At 49.4% G+C, this 24,491-nt stretch carries 17 protein-coding genes; 4 read left to right on the top strand and 13 right to left on the bottom strand.

The annotated features are described in order from the left end of the window. Positions 1-321 precede the first annotated feature (321 nt). Complete coding sequence (locus MHI14_RS30025) at positions 322-2,901, top strand: UvrD-helicase domain-containing protein (protein ID WP_341131946.1); 2,580 nt, start codon at positions 322-324, stop codon at positions 2,899-2,901. Positions 2,902-2,998: 97 nt separating this feature from the next. After that, positions 2,999-3,367 (top strand): hypothetical protein, encoded by a 369-nt coding sequence (locus tag MHI14_RS30020; RefSeq protein WP_124117824.1) that lies wholly within the window; start codon positions 2,999-3,001, stop codon positions 3,365-3,367. 93 nt (positions 3,368-3,460) lie between these two features. On the opposite strand, the gene MHI14_RS30015 is transcribed toward MHI14_RS30020, so the two are convergent. Further along, positions 3,461-4,531, bottom strand: coding sequence for a Gfo/Idh/MocA family protein (locus MHI14_RS30015; RefSeq protein WP_047840275.1), 1,071 nt, complete (start codon positions 4,529-4,531; stop codon positions 3,461-3,463). 47 nt (positions 4,532-4,578) lie between these two features. Then, positions 4,579-5,055 carry a GNAT family N-acetyltransferase gene (locus MHI14_RS30010; RefSeq protein ID WP_017690853.1) on the bottom strand — a complete coding sequence of 159 codons (477 nt, stop codon included), beginning with the start codon at positions 5,053-5,055 and terminating at the stop codon, positions 4,579-4,581. Between the two features lie 261 nt (positions 5,056-5,316). Between MHI14_RS30010 and MHI14_RS30005 the strand changes: the two genes are divergently transcribed. Then, positions 5,317-6,369 carry a copper amine oxidase N-terminal domain-containing protein gene (locus MHI14_RS30005; protein ID WP_341131945.1) on the top strand — a complete coding sequence of 351 codons (1,053 nt, stop codon included), beginning with the start codon at positions 5,317-5,319 and terminating at the stop codon, positions 6,367-6,369. Positions 6,370-7,014: 645 nt separating this feature from the next. On the opposite strand, the gene MHI14_RS30000 is transcribed toward MHI14_RS30005, so the two are convergent. The 11 genes from MHI14_RS30000 to MHI14_RS29950 all read right to left on the bottom strand — a co-directional run bounded on the left by MHI14_RS30000 (position 7,015) and on the right by MHI14_RS29950 (position 22,515). After that, a complete protein-coding gene (locus tag MHI14_RS30000; RefSeq protein WP_074093334.1) occupies positions 7,015-7,416 on the bottom strand; it encodes a RidA family protein in 402 nt (133 codons plus the stop codon). Between the two features lie 228 nt (positions 7,417-7,644). After that, the gene (locus MHI14_RS29995; protein WP_289391040.1) at positions 7,645-8,619 is read right to left on the bottom strand and encodes a M15 family metallopeptidase; all 975 of its coding nucleotides are present in this window, start codon (positions 8,617-8,619) and stop codon (positions 7,645-7,647) included. Between the two features lie 401 nt (positions 8,620-9,020). Further along, positions 9,021-9,839: a hypothetical protein gene (locus MHI14_RS29990; RefSeq protein ID WP_341131944.1), complete on the bottom strand. Its 819-nt coding sequence runs from the start codon at positions 9,837-9,839 to the stop codon at positions 9,021-9,023. Positions 9,840-9,885: 46 nt separating this feature from the next. Then, entirely contained in the window at positions 9,886-13,089 is a 3,204-nt protein-coding gene (locus tag MHI14_RS29985; RefSeq protein ID WP_249913037.1) for a DEAD/DEAH box helicase, read from the bottom strand. Between the two features lie 227 nt (positions 13,090-13,316). Beyond that, positions 13,317-13,736, bottom strand: a complete 420-nt coding sequence (locus MHI14_RS29980; protein WP_249913036.1) for a chemotaxis protein CheW — start codon at positions 13,734-13,736, stop codon at positions 13,317-13,319. A gap of 717 nt (positions 13,737-14,453) precedes the next feature. Continuing rightward, complete coding sequence (locus MHI14_RS29975) at positions 14,454-15,401, bottom strand: aminopeptidase (RefSeq protein ID WP_249913034.1); 948 nt, start codon at positions 15,399-15,401, stop codon at positions 14,454-14,456. 93 nt (positions 15,402-15,494) lie between these two features. After that, on the bottom strand, positions 15,495-17,486 hold the full coding sequence (locus MHI14_RS29970) for an alpha/beta fold hydrolase (RefSeq protein WP_133386874.1): 1,992 nt from the start codon (positions 17,484-17,486) through the stop codon (positions 15,495-15,497). Between the two features lie 60 nt (positions 17,487-17,546). After that, positions 17,547-18,113, bottom strand: a complete 567-nt coding sequence (locus MHI14_RS29965; protein WP_341132041.1) for a TetR/AcrR family transcriptional regulator — start codon at positions 18,111-18,113, stop codon at positions 17,547-17,549. 434 nt (positions 18,114-18,547) lie between these two features. Continuing rightward, positions 18,548-19,846, bottom strand: a complete 1,299-nt coding sequence (locus tag MHI14_RS29960; protein ID WP_036607334.1) for an ABC transporter substrate-binding protein — start codon at positions 19,844-19,846, stop codon at positions 18,548-18,550. Positions 19,847-20,797: 951 nt separating this feature from the next. Continuing rightward, positions 20,798-21,634 carry a carbohydrate ABC transporter permease gene (locus MHI14_RS29955; RefSeq protein WP_341131943.1) on the bottom strand — a complete coding sequence of 279 codons (837 nt, stop codon included), beginning with the start codon at positions 21,632-21,634 and terminating at the stop codon, positions 20,798-20,800. Next, positions 21,634-22,515: a carbohydrate ABC transporter permease gene (locus tag MHI14_RS29950; RefSeq protein WP_036607341.1), complete on the bottom strand. Its 882-nt coding sequence runs from the start codon at positions 22,513-22,515 to the stop codon at positions 21,634-21,636. Before MHI14_RS29950 ends, MHI14_RS29955 begins: the two co-directional genes overlap by 1 nt. Positions 22,516-22,658: 143 nt before the next feature. On the opposite strand from MHI14_RS29950, the gene MHI14_RS29945 reads away from it, so the two are divergent. Continuing rightward, the gene (locus tag MHI14_RS29945) at positions 22,659-24,488 is read left to right on the top strand and encodes a cache domain-containing sensor histidine kinase (protein ID WP_341131942.1); all 1,830 of its coding nucleotides are present in this window, start codon (positions 22,659-22,661) and stop codon (positions 24,486-24,488) included. Positions 24,489-24,491 lie beyond the last annotated feature (3 nt).

The raw sequence follows: 24,491 nt of genomic DNA, 5'->3' as shown, positions 1-24,491 counted from the left end.
CAATATTATCATTTCTATTTAGTAGTAAATTAGCATATTACATCCTTCATGCAAAATGCTCAGGCATATAACTTATACGATATCATGCCAAAAAGTTGCGTAATCTCGTGCAGGTGCCCGTTTTATACCGATACTGGATGAAATCGGGGGCTTTCGTCAAGACCATATGTTCGGGTATAATGAAGCTTTGACCATACTTAACCGCCTGATTAGGCGACTAACTCTATCATACCAATTTACAATGTGATTGTGAAAAGGGCAAATGGTTTACTTTTAGCCGGGATAGTCCTATCCCTGAATGCATACAGAGGTGGATGAAACATGTTAAGTCCGAACTCAACGTTCTACCCCCGTCCGCTCGGGGTTACCCCGGCGGCGTCCCTGCCCCAGTCCCCGTCTGCTCCGCTGGAGACCAGTCGGCAACTCGTGGGTAATGAGCAACAGGATGCCTTTTATTTTCGTTCTCTTGAAGAGGCAGGCATCAAGTTAAACGCACCACAAATCTCGGCAGTCCGTCACGGAAGAGGACCGATTCTGACGCTCGCCGGAGCCGGTTGTGGCAAAACAACTGTGCTGGCTGCAAGAGCTGGCTACCTTATAGAAGTCAGCGGCGTACATGCTGGCAGTATCCTACTGGTGACGTTCACGAACAAGGCCGCAACTGAGATGAAAGACCGGATCGCGGCTTTGCCAGGTATACGCCCGGCAGCCGCGAGAGCCGTACAGGCTCGTACCTTTCACTCTTTTGCCCTGACATTATTGCGTCATTACGGTGTGCAGGAAGAGATCTTTGGCGAGTCGCGGGCTCAGCATACGGTTCTGAAGATGCTTCTTCGCCAAAATGGCATGAGTGAAGCCTTCCAGCCTGAAAGTCTGCTGGCCATGCTGTCCGCATGGAAGATGCAAGGATCGGAAACAACCGACCTGCCTGAAAAATCGCAGGAAGAACGCGATGCCAAGCGTGTTCTGCTAGGTTACGAAGCCTGGAAACAGGATCGGGGCAAAATGGATTTTGATGATATTTTACTGCGGGCAGCCGCCCTGCTTCGTGACCCTGCTGTTCTGGGGCCGCTTCAGAAGCGTTTTCAGTACATTATGGTCGATGAGTTCCAGGATACCAACCATCTGCAGTATGAAATTGTGCAAAAACTGGCTTCCGCTCACCGCAACCTGATGGTTGTGGGAGACGATGACCAGACGATCTATACCTTTAATGGCGCACGCCAGGAATCAATTTTGGAATTCGATAAAGTATACCCCGGTGCACGCATCGTGACGCTGGATATCAATTATCGTAGTGATGCACGCATTCTGGGACTCGGAAGTGAACTGGTCGCCCGCAATAAACGCAGACGTGACAAGCGGCTGCGTGCCGCCGGAAACCGCGGCGATGCGCCCCGTTTCGCCACACCATCCAATGCGGAGGAAGAAGCGGCATGGGTCGTAAACCAGCTGTGCCAACAGGTTGAAGAAGGACAACATACCTATCGTGATATTGCAATTCTTCACCGGACAGCAAGCAGCAGCCGGGCTGTATTCGAGCAGCTTGTTTTGAAAGATGTACCTTTTGTACAGCATGGTGCTTCTCCGGTGTTCTATGACCAGTCTCTCATCAGACCCCTGATGGATCATCTGCGTCTGTCCCTTGATCCACGTGCCATGGATGCTCTCCCCAGTGCATTGGGACCGCTCTATGTATCACGTGATGCGGGTCTGGAGTGGATTCAGCGCTGTGAACAACAACAGGCGAAGAAATATCCGCTTATTCATTTGGTAAAATGGGACAAGCTGAAACCGTTCCAGCAGGAACAGGTCAAGGAACGCATCAAGCTGATCAAATCACTGCACAAACTAAAGCCCATCATCGCCATTCAGGAGATGCGCAGGCAGTTCTACGACAAGTATATGGAAAGTGGTGATCCCAGCATCTTCACCCATTATAAGGAAACGATGCTGGAAACCCTGGATGAATTTGAAGCTGCCGTCAAAAAATTCGAAACCGTGGAAGAGTTCATCCAATTCGCGGATGAGCTCTCCCGCAGACACCGTGAGATGGAATCTCTGCGCCGTGCACAGGACAGTGACGCAGTGCAGCTGATGACCATTCACCGGGCCAAAGGACTGGAGTTCCCTTGTGTATACTGGATCGGAGCCAGTGAAGGTATTGTGCCCCACAGTACCGCACTACGCCAGGATATCCCCGAGGATCAGAAAGCTGCGCTTGCTGTGCAACAGACAGACGCCGAACTGGACATGGCACTGGAGGAAGAACGCAGGCTCGCCTATGTTGCCATCACACGGGCCAAGCAGTACTTGTACGTTACCTCACCGGCGAGCCATCACGGAAAGCCAGCGGATGTGTCCCGCTTCCTGCTTGAAGCCTTCGGCATGGAAGTTCCGGACAAACGTAAACCTCGTGAGGAGAGCCGGACGAGCAGTCAGACTTCATATGGTAAAGGTAATGGACAGTATGCCCGCTCGGGCTCAGGTGCCCGTTCCGAAGGTCGGGATGTGGCACAGCGTCGTGCCATCAGTCACAGTGACCGTCGTGACTACGAGGTCCACAACGAACGTGATGAGGATCGCTTCGGTGAACGGCGTGGCAGTGGTGAAATTCGCAACCATAAGGCGTTCAGCACCACTGGTGTGAGACCGACAGCTGCGAGTTCCTCCAGTTCACAGTCGTACACTTCAGGTTCAGGTAATGCTGAGCGTACGGAGACCGTTGCGGTCTGGAAGTGCAGTTCATCCACCTGTAAAGCGTGGCTAAGACAGAAGCCAGCTGTGCCTTCTAAAGCAACCAAAAAGGCATCATCAGGCCCTCCCGCCTGTCCCCTGTGTTCAGGATCGATGGAGGCCGGTACCCGCCAAGTGCCCGTAACGGGGAGATTTGGGAAATAAACGAAACGGGATACCGTTATAGCTCGTTTCAGGGCGCTTTTTGCTGTTTATTAACAGTAGAAGCGTCTTTTTTCCATTTCAGAATGGGGGTTGGTTTATGCAGGACGGCAAACAACATCTGTATGTATCGGTAACACATAATCTTATTGAGCAAACAAAGAACGAATCTACACCCTTTGAGGTGTTGGTGGATGACGAACAGTTGGGCCGATTAAAAGATCTGATGAAGGTGCTGGAGGATGACGATGCCTATACCTTGCAACGGGCGCCGGTACCCTACAAATCAGCAGACCACGATGAGGCAACAGAGCAATTTTCAGATGGTATGACCTTGCTGTATACCTTTCTGTATGACCATGGCACGCCGGATACCCGGCAGGCAATTGAGAGCATGAACGTTCTTCCAAGGCTGCAGGATACGGATTATGATGACCCTGGGTACGAGAATTCACCACTGAATAAATGACCTGATGCCAAAAAGCATGCGTAACCGCAGATCACGCGGAAGACGCATGCTTTTTAAATATGATGAAGGACAACTGCCATGTGTAAAATGAACTCAATCCAGACGAATCTCCTGCCCTTTCTCAGCGGATTCGTAGATTCCGCACAACATGCGCGTGGAAGCCACACCATCCGCAATTGGGCTGATCGGCTCTGTACCGTTCAGACAACAATCCACAAAGTGGTCAATCTGGTTCTGGAATGCACTATGAATATGGAGACCCGTATTGTCCGTCTGGGGTTCAATATTCAGGATGGTATTATTTTTCTCCGTGACGATCAGTGTCTCCGGCTCCAATTCGAACCCACCACGCTCGCCGTATAATTTCACCGAAGATTCATCTCCGCGTGCATGCAGGGTAAAGCTCACATCCACCGCCAGCGAAGCCCCGTTTTCAAATCGAATGAGCGCATTCGCCATATCCTCTACGTCATTTACAGCTGCGCTGTAGTCGGCCGCTTTGTAAAAAGAAAGATGTTCGATATGGGCACGATTGCCCAACTTCCGATACGTATTACCACTGACCGAAACAGGTTTCGGCCTGCCCATCAGATACCAGCATTGGTCGATGATATGTACGCCCAGATCAATCAGGGGACCTCCGCCAGAACGGCTTTTGTCAGCGAACCAACCACCCGGATTGCCATGACGCCGCAGAATGGAAGCTTTGGCATAATACAGTTCACCGAACTCTCCGGCATCAATGAATCTGCGCATCATCTGCATATTGTTATCATACCGACGCACAAATCCAACGATAAAGGTACGTCCACTCTTCTTCACCGCTTCTTCAATCCGTAGCGCATCTTCCACATTGGTTGCCACCGGTTTCTCAAGCAATACATGCTTGCCTGCCTCCAGTGCAGCAATGGCAAATTCCGCATGTGTATTATTCCAGGTACAGATACTGACAGCATCCACATGCGGGTCCTCCAGCATCTCCCGATAATCAGTGTATACGGATTGAGCATCATACTTCTGCGCAGCAGCTTTAGCCCGCTCTTCGTTCAGATCACAGATGGCATAGATGACGGCATCCTCGTTTTTGGCATAACACCTCATATGAAGATCCGAAATTGATCCTGTACCGATCATTCCGATGTGTAACATTTGTTTCGTGCTCATCATCGTCCTCCCTTCCTTTTCCACAACTTCCACAACATCATTATCGTCTAGTCTGCCCGCAGCATGCCTTCGTAAATACCCGGCGTTGAATTTTCAATCTTCACGGCACCCAGCGTCCGGGCATAGAAATCCACAGGTCCCGCTGATCCGATAATCGCATACCCGTAACCGTCCGCCTTCATCGCATGCATACAGGCCAGTAACAGGGCTGTGCCTACACCTTTGCCCCGTGCATCCTGGCTCACACCTGTCGGTCCGAAGAAGTTGCGACACGTCGCTTCGTAACAGGCAAATCCAATCATTTTCCCATGTTCAACCGCAATATAACAGGACACCGGCTGACGCGCAAAAGCGACCTCACATTCATCCACCCAAGCCTGACTAAAATGTGACCTCACCCAATCCAGTACAAGCTGTTTCTCTGGGGCAATGGCTCTTCGAATCACAATGGAGGATTCCTCCAACGCTCTCAGTCCACTCTCTTGCTCCGGTAAACGATAGAGCGCTACCAACATATCACTCATCTAATCCGTTCCTCCTCGTACTTGAATGTGAAATAGGACAAAGGTTTGGCCACTTACCTGAAATTAACCTGATCCTGCTGCGGATAACCTGCAATACAAGCGATATTTCTAATTTAAAATAATCTACCGCTTACATTCATTGCATTTCAACTGCAACACTTAGACGATTTGTCCCGTCTATTAACTTGAAGCGCGGCCCTAAGGAAGATTTTACCGCGTCAGTACACAGATTAGAAGGGATGAATATTGATGAACAACAACATGAAAAAAGTAAGTGCACTGATGGCCCTATCCATGGCATTGGGTGGTGGAGCCGCTTATGCAGCAACACTGGACAACACACAACCAGTCCATCAAACATCCGTTTCAGCAGATAGTAACGCAGTGAGTGTAGTAAACGTATCCGTGAATGGTGCAACCATTTCTGATGGTTATTGGAACAAAGATGGCAAAGTAGCCATGATCCCGCTGCGTGATCTTACCGACGCACTGGGTATTGAACTGGAATGGAATAAAGAAACTAAAACTGCAGAGCTGACTCGTGGTGCTCTCTGGACACAGGTAATCACAGGCAAGGATCAATATTCCGTGAATAAAATGCTGCTCACGCTGGGTACAGCGCCCGAAATCACAGGCGGCAAATTGTATGTACCGGTTTCTTTTGCAGAAAAAGCACTGCATGGACAAGTGAACACAACAGGAAATCAGGTGACGATCACCAGTGAAGAGGACGTGAAGACGGTTACTGAACGTGGTGTAATTACCAGAATCTCGAACCAAGATAAATATAAGTCCATCCAGATTGGCGGTGCAGGTACGGATGGTATTGTGCTCAATCTGAGCGATGAGACGAAATTCATCTCAGTTGAAGGGAAAGAGATTGCACTGACTGATCTGGCCATTGGCATGAACGTGGAAGCTGAACATTCCCTGATCACCACCCGCAGTCTGCCACCACAAACGCCGACTTACAAAGTCACTGTACTGGATGACGCTGCGGAATCACAATTGAAAGACGTTCTGGGGACAGCGGGTACGATTGAAAATGTAACAACAGCTGAAGGCAGCATCTCACAGATTGAGATTACAGGTACACGCTTAACAGAAACAGCTCCTGACCATGTCGTGCTGAACATTGCTAAAGACACGATGATCGTGAACCACGAAGGTGAAACGGTGAAAGCCGAAGAACTGACCAAAGGCGCTAAAGTCATTGGGTTCTACAGCCCTGTGTTGACACGCAGCCTGCCTCCGATCGGAACAGCTTGGAAAGTGGTTGTTGAAACACCTGCAGCAGAGCTGGAAGCGAAATAGCACGATTGGAAAAACGTCTGGCTGAAACACATGTTACATGTTGTTGCAGACGACCGTGTGCATCGCTTAGCACGGGGTTATGAGTGTGGAGCATCATAATGACCAGCCATCCGCATGTAGCTCCTGGCGCGCGGTGTAATGAGTTTGGCGCATCAAGAGCTCAGCCGTGCGGCCAGGCGGCGAAGTAAATTCAAAATAACCTTATCCGCTTGTCTTCTGACAAGCACGGGTAAGGTTATTTTTTTGGGTTTGTTGGTTTTTAGTTTTTAGTTTTTAGTTTTTAGTTTTTAGTTTTTAGTTTTTAGATTGTGTCTTCAAACTTGCTCAAAGCGAAGCGTACCTGAAACTTGTCCGGAGCAGACACGTGCGATGTGCGCTGCATACGAAATAAGTTGCATACTGAATGTAAGAGCAAGCGGAGTTAACGCTAACGAATCTGAGGTGTCTTATTCAAGGATTTGAAGTACCCGCAGAAATCTAAGGAATCTCAGGCACGCTAATTTGAATAAATAGCTGTTTATAGCATTTTTATCAGAGTAATTTGGGAAATAACGTGTCTGATGTTCCTTACATTTTAGAAAGAGGACCTGATCGCCAAATAAGACGTCCTGGGTTCCTTAGAAATCATCCGGATAACCGTCAGAATCAATCGGCTGTGACTTCATCTTCAACAATCGCTTCCACTTCAATCTCAACCATCAACAAGGGATCAATGAGTGCGCTAACTTCAACCATGGTGGCTACAGGCTGGATCTGTCCAAAAAATTCACCGTGCGCCTTGCCAACTTCCTCCCATCTGGAGATATCGGTCACAAACATCCGGGTTCTCACCACATGCGACATGTCCGCCCCCAGTTCTTTCAGTGCATTCTCGATCGTCTGCAAAACGAACCTTGTCTGTGCATACGGATCACCTGCCCCAACAACTACACCATCTTGCATCGCGGTTGTACCCGCCACTTCAATTCGGTTACCTACACGGATGGCACGGCAATATCCCACCAACGGTTCCCATGGGGAGCCGGTAAATACCTGCTGTCTGCTCATTCTCTTGTCCCTCGCTTTGGTTGAATTTGTTTCTTCGGATTAAACATGAATTATATCAGTCTCCCATCATCTCGGACAATGGAATCAAGTTTAATTCTATCTTAACTCCATTAACATTTTTGCACAGAAAAAAATCCCCTGAATGACTGCCCATTGGTTAGATCAAGGACGGTTCATTCGGGGATTTATGAGAATTAGTATCTTTTCTTTAAGGATGAAACATCCAAATTACAACTTGATATTAGCCTCATCGAAGTATTCTTCCAGAGTTAACCCACTCTTCGCCACATCCGGTGCCAAATCGGTACCGATGTACCGAATATGCCAAGGCTCATAGACGTAACCTGTGGTATCTTCTTCACCTTTCAGATAACGGATGACATATCCGTATTCTGCAGCGTGTTCAGCCAGCCACTGACCTTCCTTCGATGTGCCAAATACCTCTTCCAGCACATTGCCCACACTCGGGCTGGATACATCAATGGCAAGACCCGTCTGATGTTCGCTTCGGCCTGGCACAGAGCTCACGCGATCCGTGTATTCTTGACCTTTGGTTTTGACATTATTGTTATAGATGGATACCTGACGCTGATATGAACGATAACCGGACACCGCACGAAGCTCAATGCCATCCGCTTTTGCACCTGCAAACAACTTCTCCAGTGCCTCGGCTGCTTCCTTGCGCATATGCCGCTTCTCGTGTGGTTCGTCGAAGGAGAACGGTACATTCGGCTCTACCAGATCGTCCGGCTCGTAACCGTCAGGCAGACTCCGTTGCTTGTTCACAATAACGGTCATAGACTCGGCATTGGTCACCACGGATTTTGCATCAATTGTCGTTTGCAGTGCGCTGATACTGCGTTTCTCCAGCAATGGATCTTCCGCTGTCGCCCCGTTACCATTGTCCGAAGAGCCCTGCCCTTCGCCCGCTGAAGCATTCCCAGACTCGCTATCCGTGCCTTCACCGCTGTTGCCAGAAGATGATGTGTCATCGCCGCCAGCATTGTCGCCATCCGTTCCTTTATCCTCCGTAAAATGAACCGTTGTGCCGTCCGTCTCCTGTTGTGTGTTACCTGTTCCATTCGGATTCTGGCTCTCCTCTGTGCCTGAACCGTTCTGGCACGCGGCAAGCAATGCTCCGCATATCATCAATGAGGACAGCATAACCACCATGCGGCGCTGTCTTCCTGTAGTTGATTTCATGTAAAAACTCCTATCGCAATAAAATAAATGTTATATAGTTCTCTTGCGTGCAGTGTTCCCTGCGACAGTATACCTTAATTGGGAGCGAAGCTCCACCGGTAAAGACCTCCTTTAGAAGAGATCCGAATGAACATATACGGGCTGTACAGCCTGTATGATTGTTTTTTGGACTTTTAGAGCAACATCCCCGTGCTGTACACAATAAAAGTGAAATGGGAATATGCCTTCATATATCCATTATGCAAAAAATGATAATACCGAGATGCACTTTACTAATGAGCATTGTTGGATAAAGACAAAAATCATCTTGTACCGGAAAATGAATTAAATCGAATAATGCAACATGCTGCAATAAAAACAAGCAGGGGTGATCTGAGATCTCCCCCGCTCTGATGGGTGCATCATTTGGTTGCCGGGCTGTCTGTCTTCTTCTGGACAGCCTGCCACATCCGCGCGGCTACACGCTCGCGGATCAAATCCAGCCCTGCGGTGGCCGGCACGCCCGGCAGCAGCGCCGTCAGCTCCGGCAACGCCGGCGGCTTGCCTGGCTGCGCGAGGCGCACCTCAACGGCGCCAAAGCCCGGCCCCGGCTGGTGCATGGCGCCGTCCGCGGCAGCCTCGGCGATCCACTCGCCGACGGCCGCGCCGCCTTCGCCGCCCCGCACTTGCGGGCGGCCAGCCGTTTCCGCTGCGCGGCCGGGGCCGCTGGGATCATGGGCGAGTTCCTCCGCCCATGCCCCCAGCACGCCGGCGAGCAGCGCTTCGCGCGGCAGGCCGGCGTGCGCCAGCTGCAACAGCGGCTCGGCCGCGAGGCGCGCGGCTACGGCGCGCTCAGCGGCCGCGGCATGCGCGCAGCCAGTGCGGCCGCAGGTGCACGCCACGGCCGCGCTGGCCGTTGCTGCGCCTGGCGAGCCATCGGGCGCTTGCGCAGCCGGCAACAGCCCGGCGAGCTCCTCGGGCGCCGGGCCGCCGCGCAGCAGGGCGTACAGCGTCAGCGGGCGCTTGCGCAGCTGAGCCAGTACAGCCTCGTGCTGGGCTTCGCTCAGTCGCGCGGGCGTTCCCGTGACCGTGAACATGCCTGCGGCCGATCCGGTCTTGCCCTCAGCAGCGGAAGCGGAAGCGGAAACGGAAACTTCCCGGTCCGCTTCCGCTGCTGTATTTACTTCTGCTGTCCATCCACCGGGGGACATATGCAGCTCGATCTTCCATTTTTCGCTCACAATAATCCCCCTTTCTCAACATCTATATTCCTCTGAATGTTCAAGGTCACAGCCACGTCTCACCCTGAAGTGAGATTAGACCACGCAGCTCATCATCCGACATCTCTGTCAGCCAGTTCTCACCTGAACCGACGACCTGCTCGGAGAGTGCCTTCTTGCTTTCGATCAGCTCATCAATCCGTTCTTCCAGTGTTCCCTGACAGATCAACTTATGCACCTGCACATTGCGATTCTGCCCGATTCGGAATACACGGTCCGTTGCCTGATTCTCAACTGCGGGATTCCACCACCGATCATAGTGAACGACATGACTCGCCCGTGTCAGATTCAGACCCACACCTCCGGCACGAAGAGATAGAACAAACATGGACGGCCCCTCTCCTTTTTGGAAAGTCTCCACCATATCATCTCTTTGCGCCTTCGACACACCACCATGCAGGAAATACGGTTCTTCCTCATATCGCTGTTTCAACCTCGATACCAGCAGATCTCCCATAGCAACATACTGCGTGAAGATCAGAGCCGATTCCCCGTTATCACGGATGGCGTCCAGCAGTTCAAGCAATCTTTCCATCTTACCAGATGCCTCAGCCTTGCCGTGATCTTTCCGATTACTGTCCGCCAGCACTGGATGATCACAGATCTGCTTGAGCTTGGTCAGGGAGGACAGAACAATCCCTTTGCGGGCAATGCCATTTCTGCCGTCCAGACCACCCATCAGATCATCCACCACACGCTGGTACAACACCGTCTGCTCCGGCGTAAGAGAACAATAGGATTTCAGTTCAAGCTTCTCTGGCAGATCCTTGCGAATATCCGGATCACTTTTCAGCCTGCGCAGCATGAATGGAGATACCAGTCGATGAAGCTCACGCAAGGATGCTGCATTTTCTTCGGATGGCCCCAGTCCCGTATACCGCTGGCGGAACGATGAAGCTGTGCCCAGATACCCCGGATTGAGAAACTGGAAAATCGACCAAAGTTCGCTTAGCCGGTTCTCTACAGGCGTTCCCGTCATCGCAATACGATGAAGTGTAGACAAGCGCATTACGCTTTGCGCTTGCTTGGTACGGTAGTTCTTAATATATTGTGCCTCATCCAGCACAATGGTGGACCAGTGCAATGAAGCCAGATCCGGGCCATCTCTGCCTGCCAGATGATAGGTCGTCAGTACAATGTCATGCGTCTGCGCTTCTGCCTGAAAATCATTCCCGTGCAACCGTTGTCCGCCATGATGAATATATAGCGACAGATCCGGGGCAAACCGCTTCAGCTCACGCTGCCAGTTTCCAAGCAGCGAGGTAGGGCACACAATAAGTGCAGGCAGATGAACAGGCTGCTCATTCGTGTGCTGATCCGCCGGGAAAGAATCATCTGATCCATTCAGCAGCTCATTCTCGCGGGCTTCCTCTTCAGCCGCCTGGCGTTCCTCGTGTTTGCGGTCCAGCAGACAGGTAATTACCTGAATCGTCTTCCCAAGTCCCATATCGTCCGCGAGACATACGCCAAAGCCCAACTCGCGCATGGCGGATAACCATTGGTATCCTCGTTCCTGATAAGGTCTTAGTTCACCATGCAATTCTGCCGGAACCTGACGAGGCTCAATGCTGCGAAGCACCTGTCCATCGAGCAGGAAAGCAAGCATCCCATCAGATTCGGCACCAAAGACGGAAAGACCCTTCCATGCGGAATCCTCCCCTTCATCCGCTGCCAGATGCAGCCATTCGGAGAGAGGCATGTATTGTTCTTCTTCTTTTTTCATATAACGCAGGACTTGGCGAATCTCTTTTGTATCCACTTCAATCCATTCACCACGGAACATGACATACGGAACTGTGGATTCAGCCAATGCTGCCAGTTCCTCCGCCGTGACCGGTTTACCATCCAGCATAGGCTCCGCTTTGAAAGCAACCAATTGTTCCATGCCCAGTGCCGATGTGGCTCCAGGCAACCGTTCTGTTCCCCTATTCAACATCTGCAGACGCAGTCCCGCACGACGTTTCCCGGCACGACTCCACCTTGAAGGCATGAGAACGGTTATCCCAGCCTTCTGCAAACGTGGAACTGCATGCGTGAGAAATTCGAAGAAACCCTGCTGCTCCAGCTTAATTTCCTCTGGGCGAGCGGTAAGCAGCGCCGTCTCCAATTCAGGTGCCAGTTCTGCTGCTTGCCCGAGTGCCATCAATAATTGCTCTGCCGCCGAGGTATATAACACCTTACCTCGGTCCAGATCTCGCTCCGGATGTGCCCAGATGGTCCGTGCAGGCAACCTCAGGCTTGGTTCCTGCTCACTGTCCACCCAAAAGCTTATTCCCCATATCGTTTCATGTTCGCCCAGTGGAGGCTCCAAGCGGAGCACCAGCTTCAATTGGCCTTCAGCAGGCGCCATCTCTTCTGCTCCCACGATTGGCATTGACGTTCCACCAACTTCTTGCAGCGTATGAATAAACGCTGTCATATCGTCCGTCGGCCCTTGCACCGTCACAGGACGGAACATCGAGATCAGACTGTTCCACCAGAGTTCGGCTACTGGCGAAGATCCGCGTCGATATGGGGTGCGATAACGGGACAGTTCACTGTCCATGCCCTCCAGTTCACTTGTCACTACAGCATGAATCATGCCACTCATGAATGAAAATAATACCGCAGCCCCTGCTTCTTCACGCGTTTCTGGTTCCAATGAAGCATAAGCTCCAGGAGCAGCCAATCCAATTGGAGGCATCGCTTCTGCAAGATCGCGGAAGCGTTCGATGTCCTCCTCCTGCTGCAAGCGTGGCCGCCATACACCTGTTAATGTCTCTTGCCCGGTCCGTCGCCGTGCTCCGGTCTTTGCTGCGAATTCAGCCGATGGAGCAATTGCTCCCCGCAACAGCAGCTCCTGTGTGAACTGCGCTGCTTTGATCCAGTAACGCATCTCTTCTCCAACCTGAATTCCGGCTGCATTTAACAAACGGTCATCCCATTGCAGCAGCAACCTGAAGGCATCCTTAGGCGAGACTGCCAATCCTTCCAATGTGCGCCCCAGCAGCTGACGCCGCTTCGTGTTCTTGGCTTCAGCCGTGTTCCTCAGCGGATTCGGCCAGCGCAGCTCCGCAAGACGCAGAGCGGCAGGCTGAAACAGACGACCCCCGTCGCCAAAATTCAACCTTCTTACCACGTGGCTCCATGCATCCACACGCGGTTCCGATGTTTCACCGGAAAAACAAAAAAATACGTCACCAAGCCATACTCCATACAGCGATTGCATCATTAAAGTCTCCCGTCATCCCTTCGCATTGTTACTCTCCATCATATACGAAAATGACCGGATTTAAAAACCTTTGCCCACAAAAAGTGGTTATTTCGATGGTTAGGGCGTGTCTGAAAACGCCCTAGCGGCACAAAAAAATGTCCCTTCTCCCGAAAAGCGGATGAGGAACATTTGGGTAAACCGAAGGATTGTACTGAATATTGAAAGAATTACGGACCGTTATACTACTATGATCTGATCAAGCTGCCCAGTAATACATCCAGGTTCAAAATGCCTGCACGGTGATCTGCACAGAACCCGATTTTGTCAAAAACGCCAAGCATGAAACGGCGGTGTTCCTCAGCTGGTTCCTCGAAACGATCGTAACTTACGACAGAATCGACCATATCTACGATCAAAGGTACAAATCCACCTTTGTAAGGCACCACAATAATACGTGTAGAAGAGGTATCCTCCTGGTCTGGCATGCCTAACAATACACGAAGACTCACAACCGAAACGACCTTACCATACAACGAAGCAAAACCTCGGATCTCCGGGCTTCCAAATGGGACTGTTGTTACCTGCACCATTCTGATGATCTCATGAACTTCATCAATTCGTAGTGCAAAGATCTGGTCTCCTACCGAAAAATTAATATATTGCATTCCCTCGTCCATAGTTATCCCCATATCCTCTCATTCCGTATAATCAGATCATTATAAAATATAAAAACAAAACCATAAGAAGAGCACTTTATTTGGGCTAAGTGACCTGCTTGTGGTTCGCATTCACCAAGTCACCACAGGTACTTTCGTCCCATTAGATGTTACTTTGGTGTATCGGTTATTTTTGATCAAATGTTTAGGCTTCAGAGCAATTTTGCCAACTTCAACAGACGTTGCATTACGGTTGCTGTCTCCGCTCTGCTCATTTTCCTTATTATGGAGGGTGGTGGAAGTCAGTCGTTTTAGTATTGAGCGTAAGTAACCTGACATTGGATTGAAAAATTATATTCAAAAAAAAGACCAAAGATCAGCTTTATGCCGATTTTTGGTCTTTTTTATCCCCATATATTATGGATCTGTTTCTATGTTTTCAAATACTTGGAACAAAAAAGCGATATTCCTGTGGATAACTTGTTTTATTACTCCAAAACAACTGTTTTATCGGATGAAAACACGAGTTATACCTGATTTGTGGATAAGTTGTGCACATATTGCACACATGTTGTGGATATCTTTAGAGTTTCATGTGGATATTCATTAATTTAATGTGGACATGTTGTGTATTTGTTTGTAAATCTGACGTAAAATCTGAATTTTCGCTTCAGTTATCCATTACTGTGGACACGTTGTGGACATGCCCAATTTCCTTCGCTGTAGTTATTCGACCAATTCACCCTGACGCATGATCAGCCTGTCATCGATGTACACGTCCGGCTTTTGTACAACTGCATCAATATGAACACCCGCGGCAATCGTTCCACCAAATGTGTTATTGCTGCCAAAGGCCACATGAATTGTGCCGTACACCTTCTCATCTTCCAGCACCACACCCGTGATTCGTGCCTTATTATTGGTACCGATCCCGAATTCGCCGAGAAAACGACCATCGCCCTCACCAAGCGTTTCCAGTAACTGAGCCCCATCTGGTCCTTCAGCTGACACCAACCGTCCTTCACTAACGGTTAATAACATCGGTTCACGAAGTGCCCCAATTCCAGCAACGGAACCATCTACAACAATACTGCCCTCGCCCTTGCCCTCAACGGGAGCAATATAGGCTTCCCCTGACGGCAAGTTGCCCGATTCACCAGGGTTCAAATACATACCTGTGCTTGGTACACCGTTACGATCTTCAATGGAAAAGGAAAGACTATGGCCCTGCTTCTCTATTCGCACATGGCGACCTGCGGTTAATAGAGCCGTTACCTTCTCAGTCAACGCCTTTACTTGCGAATATTCAGCTGTAATGGCTCCGTTCACAAACATATCCTCTGTAATGCCAGGCATTGTTGCCACTCGGGTCCCTGAAGCAGCGGCTTTTTTGCGTGCCTGGGTATGTGTTAATGAATATCGCGTTACACACACGGCTACATCTGCTCGAATCATGGCCTCTGCAATTGGCGCAGGTGGCTCTTCGCCGGATCTGCTGCGTTCCTCCATGATTAACAGGACTGATTCTGCGCCAAGTGCTTTGCCTGCCTCATAGATGGATTCAGCCAGATCCCGTTTCATATCGTCTGCGACAACTACCAGATTCTCTCCGCTGCGCAGTCCGAGACATTCCGTTAGCACATTTTTACTGATTTCCACACGTTGCTTGCTCATACATTCATCTCTCCTGTCTTTGGTTCAGCTCTCAAGAGTCGACTTGACCCTTTCGACAATTGGCACGGGATTCCTGCATGTCCAAACCTGAACTCACCTCAAGGTATCGGCCCATTCGGCGAGGATTGCAGCTGTTTCCTTATACTGAAACGTCGGAAAGTAATGTCCATAGGGTACATCTATCCGTTTGACCTGTGAGTTCATATCCTGGGGATAGTGATATTCCCGATCTTGATTGGCCCATACAACTAATGCATTCTTGGCATAATGCTGACTTTTCATTTTCGCCCACAACGTTGATCTGGCGCCTTTCCTCTGACCCGAGTGGATCCACCGCAACAAGTCTGCATGCGTTCCTGCAATGCGAGGGGACTGGAGACTGGAGCGTATTCTCTTGCCCATGGTATCGGCCATAACACTGCTGTCGCCTACACCGCTATGTGAACTGAACATTTGATTCCAACTTTTCTCCGATCTGCCACGCAGCAGGGAGCGCATTACCCCTCTCGGCAAACGGGAAATCCATCTCAGCACATTCGGATTCGAATTGTTGGCAACTGGCTGAAGCAACCCCAGCCGAATGTCTGTCCGCCCGCTACGCATCTGTGCCGCAGCTGCAATAGCAGCCCCTATCGAATGCCCCACCAACTTCACCGGACCTTTAAACTCACCGAGCACCTGAAGCAACGCTTCCACCTGACCTTCAAACGCTTCATCTCCCTGATGCACCGGGGAGCGTCCGAATCCAGCGAGATCGATTAACCATACCGGGTTCCCGGTCCGGTCCCTAAGCTGTTTTCCTAACGGTAACATCTCATCTGCAGATTGAAGCAAACCATGCACAATAATCCAAGGCTCTCCCTCACCCTCCCAACCAAGGATAGCCATATTTCCGCTCCGCGACCGAATATAATCTGTCGGAAAACCCTCAGGTAACGGCGTGTACCGAAAACGATAGTCCAGATCGGCTGTAACCAGCGGAAGCTGTTCCCGGATATCTGGCCACGATTGCCCCATACGTGTAAACAGAGCCTCCGTCTCTTCAACCGGGAATGACCTCTTGGTAATAAAAGCAACCGACTCCGCTGGAACACCACTGATGCGTGAACCACCTGATTTCATGATCCATTGAATCCATGGTAATGGCACAGCCCCTTTGGGCTTGGGTACGTCCAATTGCTGCGCCAAGAGTTGCAGCAGTTCCTTCATATTGGGACTGTCTTCCCTCCGCGCCAATAGCGGATAAGTTCCTCCGACTGGAGCAGCTTCCCTGGATAGAAAAACAAGCGTCTGTGCAACAATGTCATTCTCCACAAGCGGTAACCAATAGGATGAACCTCCCGGCACTACCAGCATAAGTCCTTTCTGAATCGCCTGAATGAGCAGCCCAATTCCACCCGTTTGCTCGGTTTCACCGGTGGGACGTGGTCCAACCACTGTGCTCGGATTTACAACGGATAAGGGATAGTGATGCTGTTCTGCATGCTCGCGAATAAGCAGATCGGCATGAAACTTCATCTCTTCATATGCACTTTCATTGTTATCCACATGCTCAACCTGTAGATAATTTCCCTGTTCATTCCGCTCTCCATAAGGACTCATATAACCAACAACGTGGATAAAGTGTCTCAATCCATGAGTACGGTGGATTTCCTGTGCTAGCTGTGCGACTTCTCTGGCCCCGTTCATAAATATCTGCTCAGCTACTTTTCGTTCCAAAGTGACGTCCATCGTTCCTCCCGCATGAATGATCACATTTGCTTCAAGAGCACGCTCCCGATCCGCTGGGGTAAGGCCAAGACCCGACATGGACAAATCACCTGTAATAAAGGTAATTCGGTCGAAATCCTTCACTCCATAAGCCTTCAGCACAGTTCTGGCTCGCTGTTCCGAACGAACCAGCAAGAGCAATTTTACGCCTCCCTGCGTGAGTTGTTTGACCGTTTCTTTGCCGATAAAACCTGTGCTTCCTGTCATAAAAATGGTCGTGGCTGCAATATCAGACTTGCTTATTACCTGATTCATGTTTGTTGAATTTGCTGCTCTGTTTACTTCATTGGATACACGGTTAGTATGTACAATCATTCTGTTACGGCTCCTTTTAGTACTATATAGTACTAGTTATATTCAAAAAAAGAGCTTCGATTAACGAAGCATCTGACAAAACGTACGTGCCGATTGTTCTATAATCCCAACATCACGGGCAGTTCCCGCTAGGATTAGTGAACCTTCCAGTGCTGCAATAAACAACAACGCAGCCGGTCCCGGTTCGATTTCTTTGCGAAATTCACCGCGATCCAAACCTTGCTGAAACAACTTCTCCACCATCGGTCTAAGCTCACGAAAAAATCTCGATATGCTTTCCTTCACTTGGGGTGCACTGTCTGGTGTCTGCATATATAACGTAACAAAAGGACAGCTCCCTTCGTAATTTCGGCCCTCAATACCTGCCGAAAGCAATGCCATAAATGAGTAGATACGCTCCTCCACTCCTCGCTCACGCTGACTGAGCAGCAGATACAGCTCCGACTCATATTGGGCAATCCAGTATTGTACCACGGACTGGAGCAGTTCCTCCTTGTTTTTAAAATGATAATAAATATTCGACTTCGATACCCCACTCACTCGCACGACTTCATCCATGCTGACGTAGCTGTACCCCTGACGCAGAAATAATTGTGCCGCCACTTCAACCGCCTTGGTCCGGTTCACCGGATTGGAACTCTTGGATTTGGCAGGTCCCGTGTTCATTTTTTGATTTGTCATATTTAGAACTATATAGTACTAGTTAAATAAAAACAAGTTTTTCTGTTAACAAAAGATGATCTCTTACTCCAACTACTCCATACTTGTCCACATTTAGAGTGTTATACACACAGGATATCCACATATAGTATTAACTCTGTGTTAAATACGTCATGAGATCGTTAAACTGCTTTCGGGTTATCCACATTTCAGGGATATTCCCATCTATCATTTTTCCAGCGAGTACTTTTTGACTCCTTGGAAAAACGAAAACAGGCCAACCAGAAATAGATTTCTGGTTGGCCTGTTTCAATTGACTTAATTATCTATTAGACTAACTTTTCTATCCAAAAATTTCTGAACAGTTTTTGGTAACCTGTGGATACCGTCCATGATCCGAATTATTTTTTCAGACTATCCCAGTTCTGTTGCAATGCGTCGAGCAATCCGGCTTTATCCGATTTGCCTGCAACGTAAGCCTGAATCGTGCTGCCATACTCTTGTGGAACCCCTTCAGGGAAACGGTTGAAGTTCCAGCTGAGTGTTTTATTTTCCTGGCTATACTTCATGATCTCTGTTGCTAGGTCACCCAGATCCTCTTCCGATGCCGTGATGGAACTGAACGCCGGAATGAATTTGAATTCTTTCGTCATGTATTGTTTCCCGATATCCGAAGTTACGAGCCACTCCAAAAACTCTTTTGCTTCCGGTTTCACTTGAGAGTTCTTGTTCACAACCCAATAGTTTGGCACACCGACAAACAATTTGTCATTTGGTTCATTGTTAATTGGCATTGGCAGGATACCCAGATTCAGATCTGGATCAATTCCATCGATCTGTACTTGAGTCCAGTTCCCTTGCTGCATCATCGCCGCTTCTCCACTCGCAAACAACGTAACTTGCGTATTGTAGTCGGTTGTCAGCGGGTTTTTGTTGCTGTATTTCAGCGTTAAGTCGAGCAAGTTGATCCAGTCGGCGAACACTTGGTTGCCAGGAATCTTCTCCGTACTTTCGTTGAGTCCCTGGATGAATTTCACCGGATCTGCCTGATTTGCAAATGCGACGTTTACGTTATGATTGCCCAGCACCCACCACTCCTGATATCCGTTCGAGAAAGGCGTAATCCCTGCGGCTTGAAGTTTCTGTGCAGCTTGATCCAATTGTTCCAATGTCGTTGGAATTTCGGTAATACCTGCTTTTTGGAAGAGGTCTTTGTTATAAATGAAACCATAACCCTCCAGCGCGAGCGGCTGTCCGTAGAGCTTGCCGTCTTTGGTCATTGGCTCTTTGGCTACTTCGAGTGCATCCTTGGCCCATGATTCTCCAGACAGATCTTCCAGATATTCAAGCCATGTATCCAATTCACGATAACCACCAACGTTGAAAATGTCTGGTTGTTCGCCAGCGGCAAACTTGGCTTTTAATGCAGCACCGTAGTCACTGCCGCCACCTACAGTTTGAATGTCCAGCTTGACGCCTGGATGGGAGGATTCATATTCCGCTTTAAGACGATTGAGCGCTTCCGCAATCTCGACTTTGAATTGGAAGATTTTAATGGTTTTATCCCCGGCAGCAGCCTCGCCGCCACCTTGAGCATCCGTGTTGACCGGACTGCCACTCTTGTCCCCATTGCCACAACCCGCGAGCATTACCGAAAAAGCAATCAGCATAAGCAACGTCAACTTCGTCATTCTTTTCATACATACACTCTCCCTATAGTAGTTTCAGTATAACAGTTCCACTAATGAATATTTACACTGGCACTCCGATGACAGAATAACCTTCCCTTGAAACGTGTTTTCAATCTAACGAAATGAGCGCACGTTATTCGCACCTATTTGCACAGATCTTCAGCCTAACGAATCACAGAGACGCTATTTCGTTGTTTTGGTCGAATTTCAAGGCTCTGACGCCGTTTTGTACCCGAATAATAACGTTGCTGAGATTCGTTACAATTTGTATTCCTTGATTATCCACCTATTAAGATGTGGTGGATTCGTTAGCGCTTTGAACAGGGAGCATACCATCACTCTGCAGAAGAAGTTCCTGGCTATACAAGCTTCTTTCTTGGTCATTTCTTTTTATCGGTCTTTTCTCTTTATTGCTCTCTTCCCCAGGAGAATGCCCAAGCTATGCGGGCATGACTCCCTTTGCACACTTCCATGCGAGGTGGGAGCAAAGGGATCAGGATGCGTTGTAGGAGCGGAGCGTCGCCTTTGATACTCGGTGGCTTCCTTGCCCTAATACATTCAGGCCACCGAGGAGCAACAGCGACCGAAAGCGCAACTTGAGCCCGGTAGCGACCTGCACTCACACTCCCCGCTTGAACCCGCCAGCGAGCCTGCACTCGCACACTCCCTTCTACCTCACCGATCTGATCTTTAAATCTTTTACTTGGTCTTTTCTCTTTATTGCTCTTTTATCATTATCGATGCTTTCTCTTCCCTAGGAGTCATGCCCAAGCTATGCGGGCATGACTCCCTTTGCCCACCTCCATGCGAGGTGGGAGCAAAGGGATCAAGGATGCGTTGCAGGAGCGGAGCGTTCGCCTTTGATACTCGGTGGCTTCCTTGCCCTAATACATCCAGGCCACCGAGGAGCAACAGCGACCGAAAGCGCAACTTGAGCCCGGTAGCGACCTGCACTCGCACTCACCCTTTAACTGATCCAGCAGTAATCCCCTGAATGATATACTTCTGCATCAGCAGGAAGAAGATAATGATCGGCATGATACCGAGCACAAGTGCCGGCAAGGCCAGATCCCATTGCTTCGTATATTGACCGAAGAGTGCAAAGGTCGCAATCGGGATTGTACGCAGGTTGGAGCTTTGCAGGATCAGGGATGGGAGCAGATAATCATTCCAGATCCAGAGTGTGTTCAAAATGATGACGGTTACATACATCGGTTTCATGAGTGGAAATACGATCCGGAAGAACACCCCGTAGGCAGAGCTTCCATCCACCCGAGCCGCTTCCTCAATCTCCAGCGGGACGGATTTTACAAACCCGTGGAACAGGAAGACAGACATCGGTGCCCCGAAACCGAGATAACAGATAATGAGGCCGCCAAGGCTGTCGATCAATCCCAGATTACTGGTTACAGTAACGAGTGGAATCATGATAGACTGGAACGGAATCACCATAGCGGCAATGAACATGCCGAACAAAATCCGGTTGAACCGGGTATCACTGCGGACCATTCGATACGCGGCCATGGAACTGATCAGCACAAGCAACAGATTGCTGACTACCGTAACGATAAGCGAGTTCATCAGCGCCGACGGGAAGTTAATTTTCTCCCAAGCGTTCGCATAGTTGCCCCACTGAAATACTTCCGGCCATGCAGCCGAATTGGTAAGTAGATCACCGAATGTTTTGACCGAATTCACAAACAGGAAGTAAAACGGAACCAGGAATAAAAGTCCAAGGAGTACCATGACAATCTCGGTTACAATGGTACTCAAGCGGTAATTTTTCGTCGTCTCCATTAGGCTTCTACCTCCTTGCTCTTCGTCAGACGTACCTGAATCATGGTGATGATGGCAACGATTACGAAGAACACGAGCGCCTTGGCGGTTCCGATGCCATATCTGTTATTCACAAAGGCTTCATTGTAAATATTAAGTGCAACCGACTCTGTTGATCCGAATGGTCCACCTTTGGTCAGTGACAGATTGAGATCGAACATTTTGAACGACCAAGAGATCGCCAAGAACAGACAGATCGTTACACCCGGCATAATGAGCGGAAGAATGATGCTCCGCAGTACCTGCCAGCGACTTGCGCCATCAATCTCGGCAGCTTCCAGCAGATCAGGGGATACATTCGTCAGAGATGAGATGTAGATGACCATCAGATATCCTGCGGTCTGCCATACAAACACAATCACGATTCCCCAGAAGGCGGTCGGTTCATCTCCCAGCCAAGGAAGGTTGAAGAAGGACCATCCTGTTACATCGCCTACTGCTGAAAACCCTTTCACAAATATGAACTGCCAGATAAAGCCGAGCAACAACCCACCGATCACGTTAGGCATAAAAAAGATCGTACGCAGAATGTTTCTCGTCTTGAGCGGTTTGGTTAGGAAATACGCCAGGAAAAATCCAATCACATTGGTCAGTACTACACCAACCACGGTGAAGCGCACCGTAAACCAAAATGCCGTTTGGAACTTGGGATCATTCGCAAAAACATGCACGAAGTTATCGAATCCTACCCAATTAATGTTCTCGGATACCCCGTTCCAATCCGTGAAGGAATACACCATGCCAAGCAGGAAAGGGACCACGATGATGAGAATAAAAAACACGATGGAGGGACCCACGAACACAAGCTGCTGTAACAGCTGTGAAGATTTGCGATGCTTCATATCGTTCTCCCCTTCTATAGATGGATGAAATTGGTCTCTTTTTCTATTAAACCCCAATATCGCCGTGGGAAACACCGACCCTCGTGAACAGTTGGGGGTAAAATATTGTCCTCTCTTAACCTGCAACCAGAAGGGGTGTTCCGATGTCCAAATACTACAGTATACGCACCAAATTGATTGCCTTTATGCTCATCGCTACCACACTTCCACTGCTCGCTTCGATCAGCATGACGTTTATTCAGACCAAGACAGCCTTGCGGGAACAGGCTGTTGAAGAGAACAAACGCCTGATCTACCAAGCGTCCACCAATCTCAACAACTATGTGGATAACGTGGCCAGAGCGTCGCTGGCTGTGTATAATGACCCGAACTTTCTGCGCAACTTGGCAAAAATTCCTGGTGATTATCGTGCGGTTGCCGAGGTGTACACCACTTTGCAGACGATACGCGCGGCTGTGCCGGATGTATTCCAGCTGTATTTGCACTCTTTTGCCGCCAATCAATCCACCTTGATTACAAATCCCTTTCCGAAGCGGGAGGAACGCAAACAGGCCTATTCCGGCTCGCTTCATGGAAAAACAGGCGGTGATAGCCCGGACATCTGGGTGGAATCGGCACATATGAGTCACACGTACGGATTCAAGGCAGCCTCCCCCGATGACCCTGCCAGAACGGTCATTACCCTGCATCGGGTGATCAAGGATATTCCGTCCACCGAGCGCCTGGGTGTACTCGCCATTGATCTGAATATGAATACCATTGCAGCAATCTGTGGCAGGCTGTATGATCCGGCTAAGGAACAAATCTATGTTGTGGATGGTCAGAATCAGATCATTTACCAAGGACGTTCCGAGGTCAATCATACGGATGCACTACGAGAGGAAACGGCTGGTGAACTGAATATCGCGCGATCTAGCGCAGGTACAGCCCAGAATGTCGCAGGACATTTTGAACAGGATCGTTCCATGTATGTATACCAGCAACTTGGCAGCACGTACGCTGACTGGACCATCGTCAAACAGATTCCGAATGAGACGTTATATGCCAGAGCCACCACACTTACGCGGAATAACGCGATGATTGCCATCGCAGCACTTGTATTAGTCATTATTGCAACCTTGTTTATCTCCATCCGAATCACCGGTCCGCTCAAGCAACTCATGCGGTATATGAACCAGATTCAAGCCGGGCGTCTGCATGTGGATATCCATCTATCCAGTCGCGATGAATTCGGGGTGCTCGCTCGTCATTTCCGAGATATGATGGATACGGTAAATAATCTTATTTTGCGGGAATATCGACTCGAAATCGCCAATAAGACAAATCAGCTCAAAGCGTTGCAAGCGCAGATTCATCCGCATTTTCTATATAACACACTGCAATCGATCGGTACACTTGCCCTTCAACAGCAGGGACAACGGGCGTATATACTACTCTCTAGCCTGTCCAAAATGCTGCGCTACAGCATGCGGGATCAGACCCGCGTGACCTTACGCGAAGAGGCCGAGCATGCCCGATTATATCTGGAACTGCAGCAGGAGCGGTTCGGTGACCGCCTTGAGGTGGATTTGGATTTTGCCGAAGATACCCTGTCTGTCGAAATGCCAAGAATGACGTTACAACCTTTAATTGAAAACTATTTCAAACATGGAGCAGATATTCAGCCAGGCAAAGGTCACATATCCCTATCCAGCCGCCGGATCAACGATCATTGGATTGAAATAGAACTGAATAATAACGGCCCCTCCATACCTGAAGATAAATTACTGGAGATCCGCGGATGGCTGCATCAAAGTCATACAACAACCGGGTTATCCACACAAGAATCCGACGAGTCTGAATCCATCGGTCTACGAAATGTAATACGCCGACTTCAATTGAACTCACATCCCGGTCACTCAGCCAGGCTTGAGATCAGTAATCGGGAACCCAATGGTGTGAAGATCACGGTTAAACTATACGCGGGAGAGTGAACA

Origin of the sequence: Paenibacillus sp. FSL K6-2393 (assembly GCF_038002545.1) — a bacterium.
GTDB lineage: Bacteria > Bacillota > Bacilli > Paenibacillales > Paenibacillaceae > Paenibacillus.
This window is presented reverse-complemented; position numbering and strand designations above follow the sequence as displayed.

Excerpts from the sequence above, each read along its gene's own strand:
- MHI14_RS30000 (WP_074093334.1), bottom strand. The coding sequence starts at position 7,416 with ATGAGCAGACAGCAGGTATTTACCGGCTCCCCATGGGAACCGTTGGTG.
- MHI14_RS29945 (WP_341131942.1), top strand. The coding sequence starts at position 22,659 with ATGTCCAAATACTACAGTATACGCACCAAATTGATTGCCTTTATGCTC.
- MHI14_RS29960 (WP_036607334.1), bottom strand. The coding sequence starts at position 19,846 with ATGAAAAGAATGACGAAGTTGACGTTGCTTATGCTGATTGCTTTTTCG.
- MHI14_RS29955 (WP_341131943.1), bottom strand. The coding sequence starts at position 21,634 with ATGGAGACGACGAAAAATTACCGCTTGAGTACCATTGTAACCGAGATT.
- MHI14_RS30025 (WP_341131946.1), top strand. The coding sequence starts at position 322 with ATGTTAAGTCCGAACTCAACGTTCTACCCCCGTCCGCTCGGGGTTACC.
- MHI14_RS29995 (WP_289391040.1), bottom strand. The coding sequence starts at position 8,619 with ATGAAATCAACTACAGGAAGACAGCGCCGCATGGTGGTTATGCTGTCC.
- MHI14_RS29975 (WP_249913034.1), bottom strand. The coding sequence starts at position 15,401 with ATGAGCAAGCAACGTGTGGAAATCAGTAAAAATGTGCTAACGGAATGT.
- MHI14_RS30005 (WP_341131945.1), top strand. The coding sequence starts at position 5,317 with ATGAAAAAAGTAAGTGCACTGATGGCCCTATCCATGGCATTGGGTGGT.
- MHI14_RS29950 (WP_036607341.1), bottom strand. The coding sequence starts at position 22,515 with ATGAAGCATCGCAAATCTTCACAGCTGTTACAGCAGCTTGTGTTCGTG.
- MHI14_RS30020 (WP_124117824.1), top strand. The coding sequence starts at position 2,999 with ATGCAGGACGGCAAACAACATCTGTATGTATCGGTAACACATAATCTT.
- MHI14_RS29985 (WP_249913037.1), bottom strand. The coding sequence starts at position 13,089 with ATGATGCAATCGCTGTATGGAGTATGGCTTGGTGACGTATTTTTTTGT.
- MHI14_RS30015 (WP_047840275.1), bottom strand. The coding sequence starts at position 4,531 with ATGAGCACGAAACAAATGTTACACATCGGAATGATCGGTACAGGATCA.
- MHI14_RS29980 (WP_249913036.1), bottom strand. The coding sequence starts at position 13,736 with ATGCAATATATTAATTTTTCGGTAGGAGACCAGATCTTTGCACTACGA.
- MHI14_RS29970 (WP_133386874.1), bottom strand. The coding sequence starts at position 17,486 with ATGATTGTACATACTAACCGTGTATCCAATGAAGTAAACAGAGCAGCA.
- MHI14_RS30010 (WP_017690853.1), bottom strand. The coding sequence starts at position 5,055 with ATGAGTGATATGTTGGTAGCGCTCTATCGTTTACCGGAGCAAGAGAGT.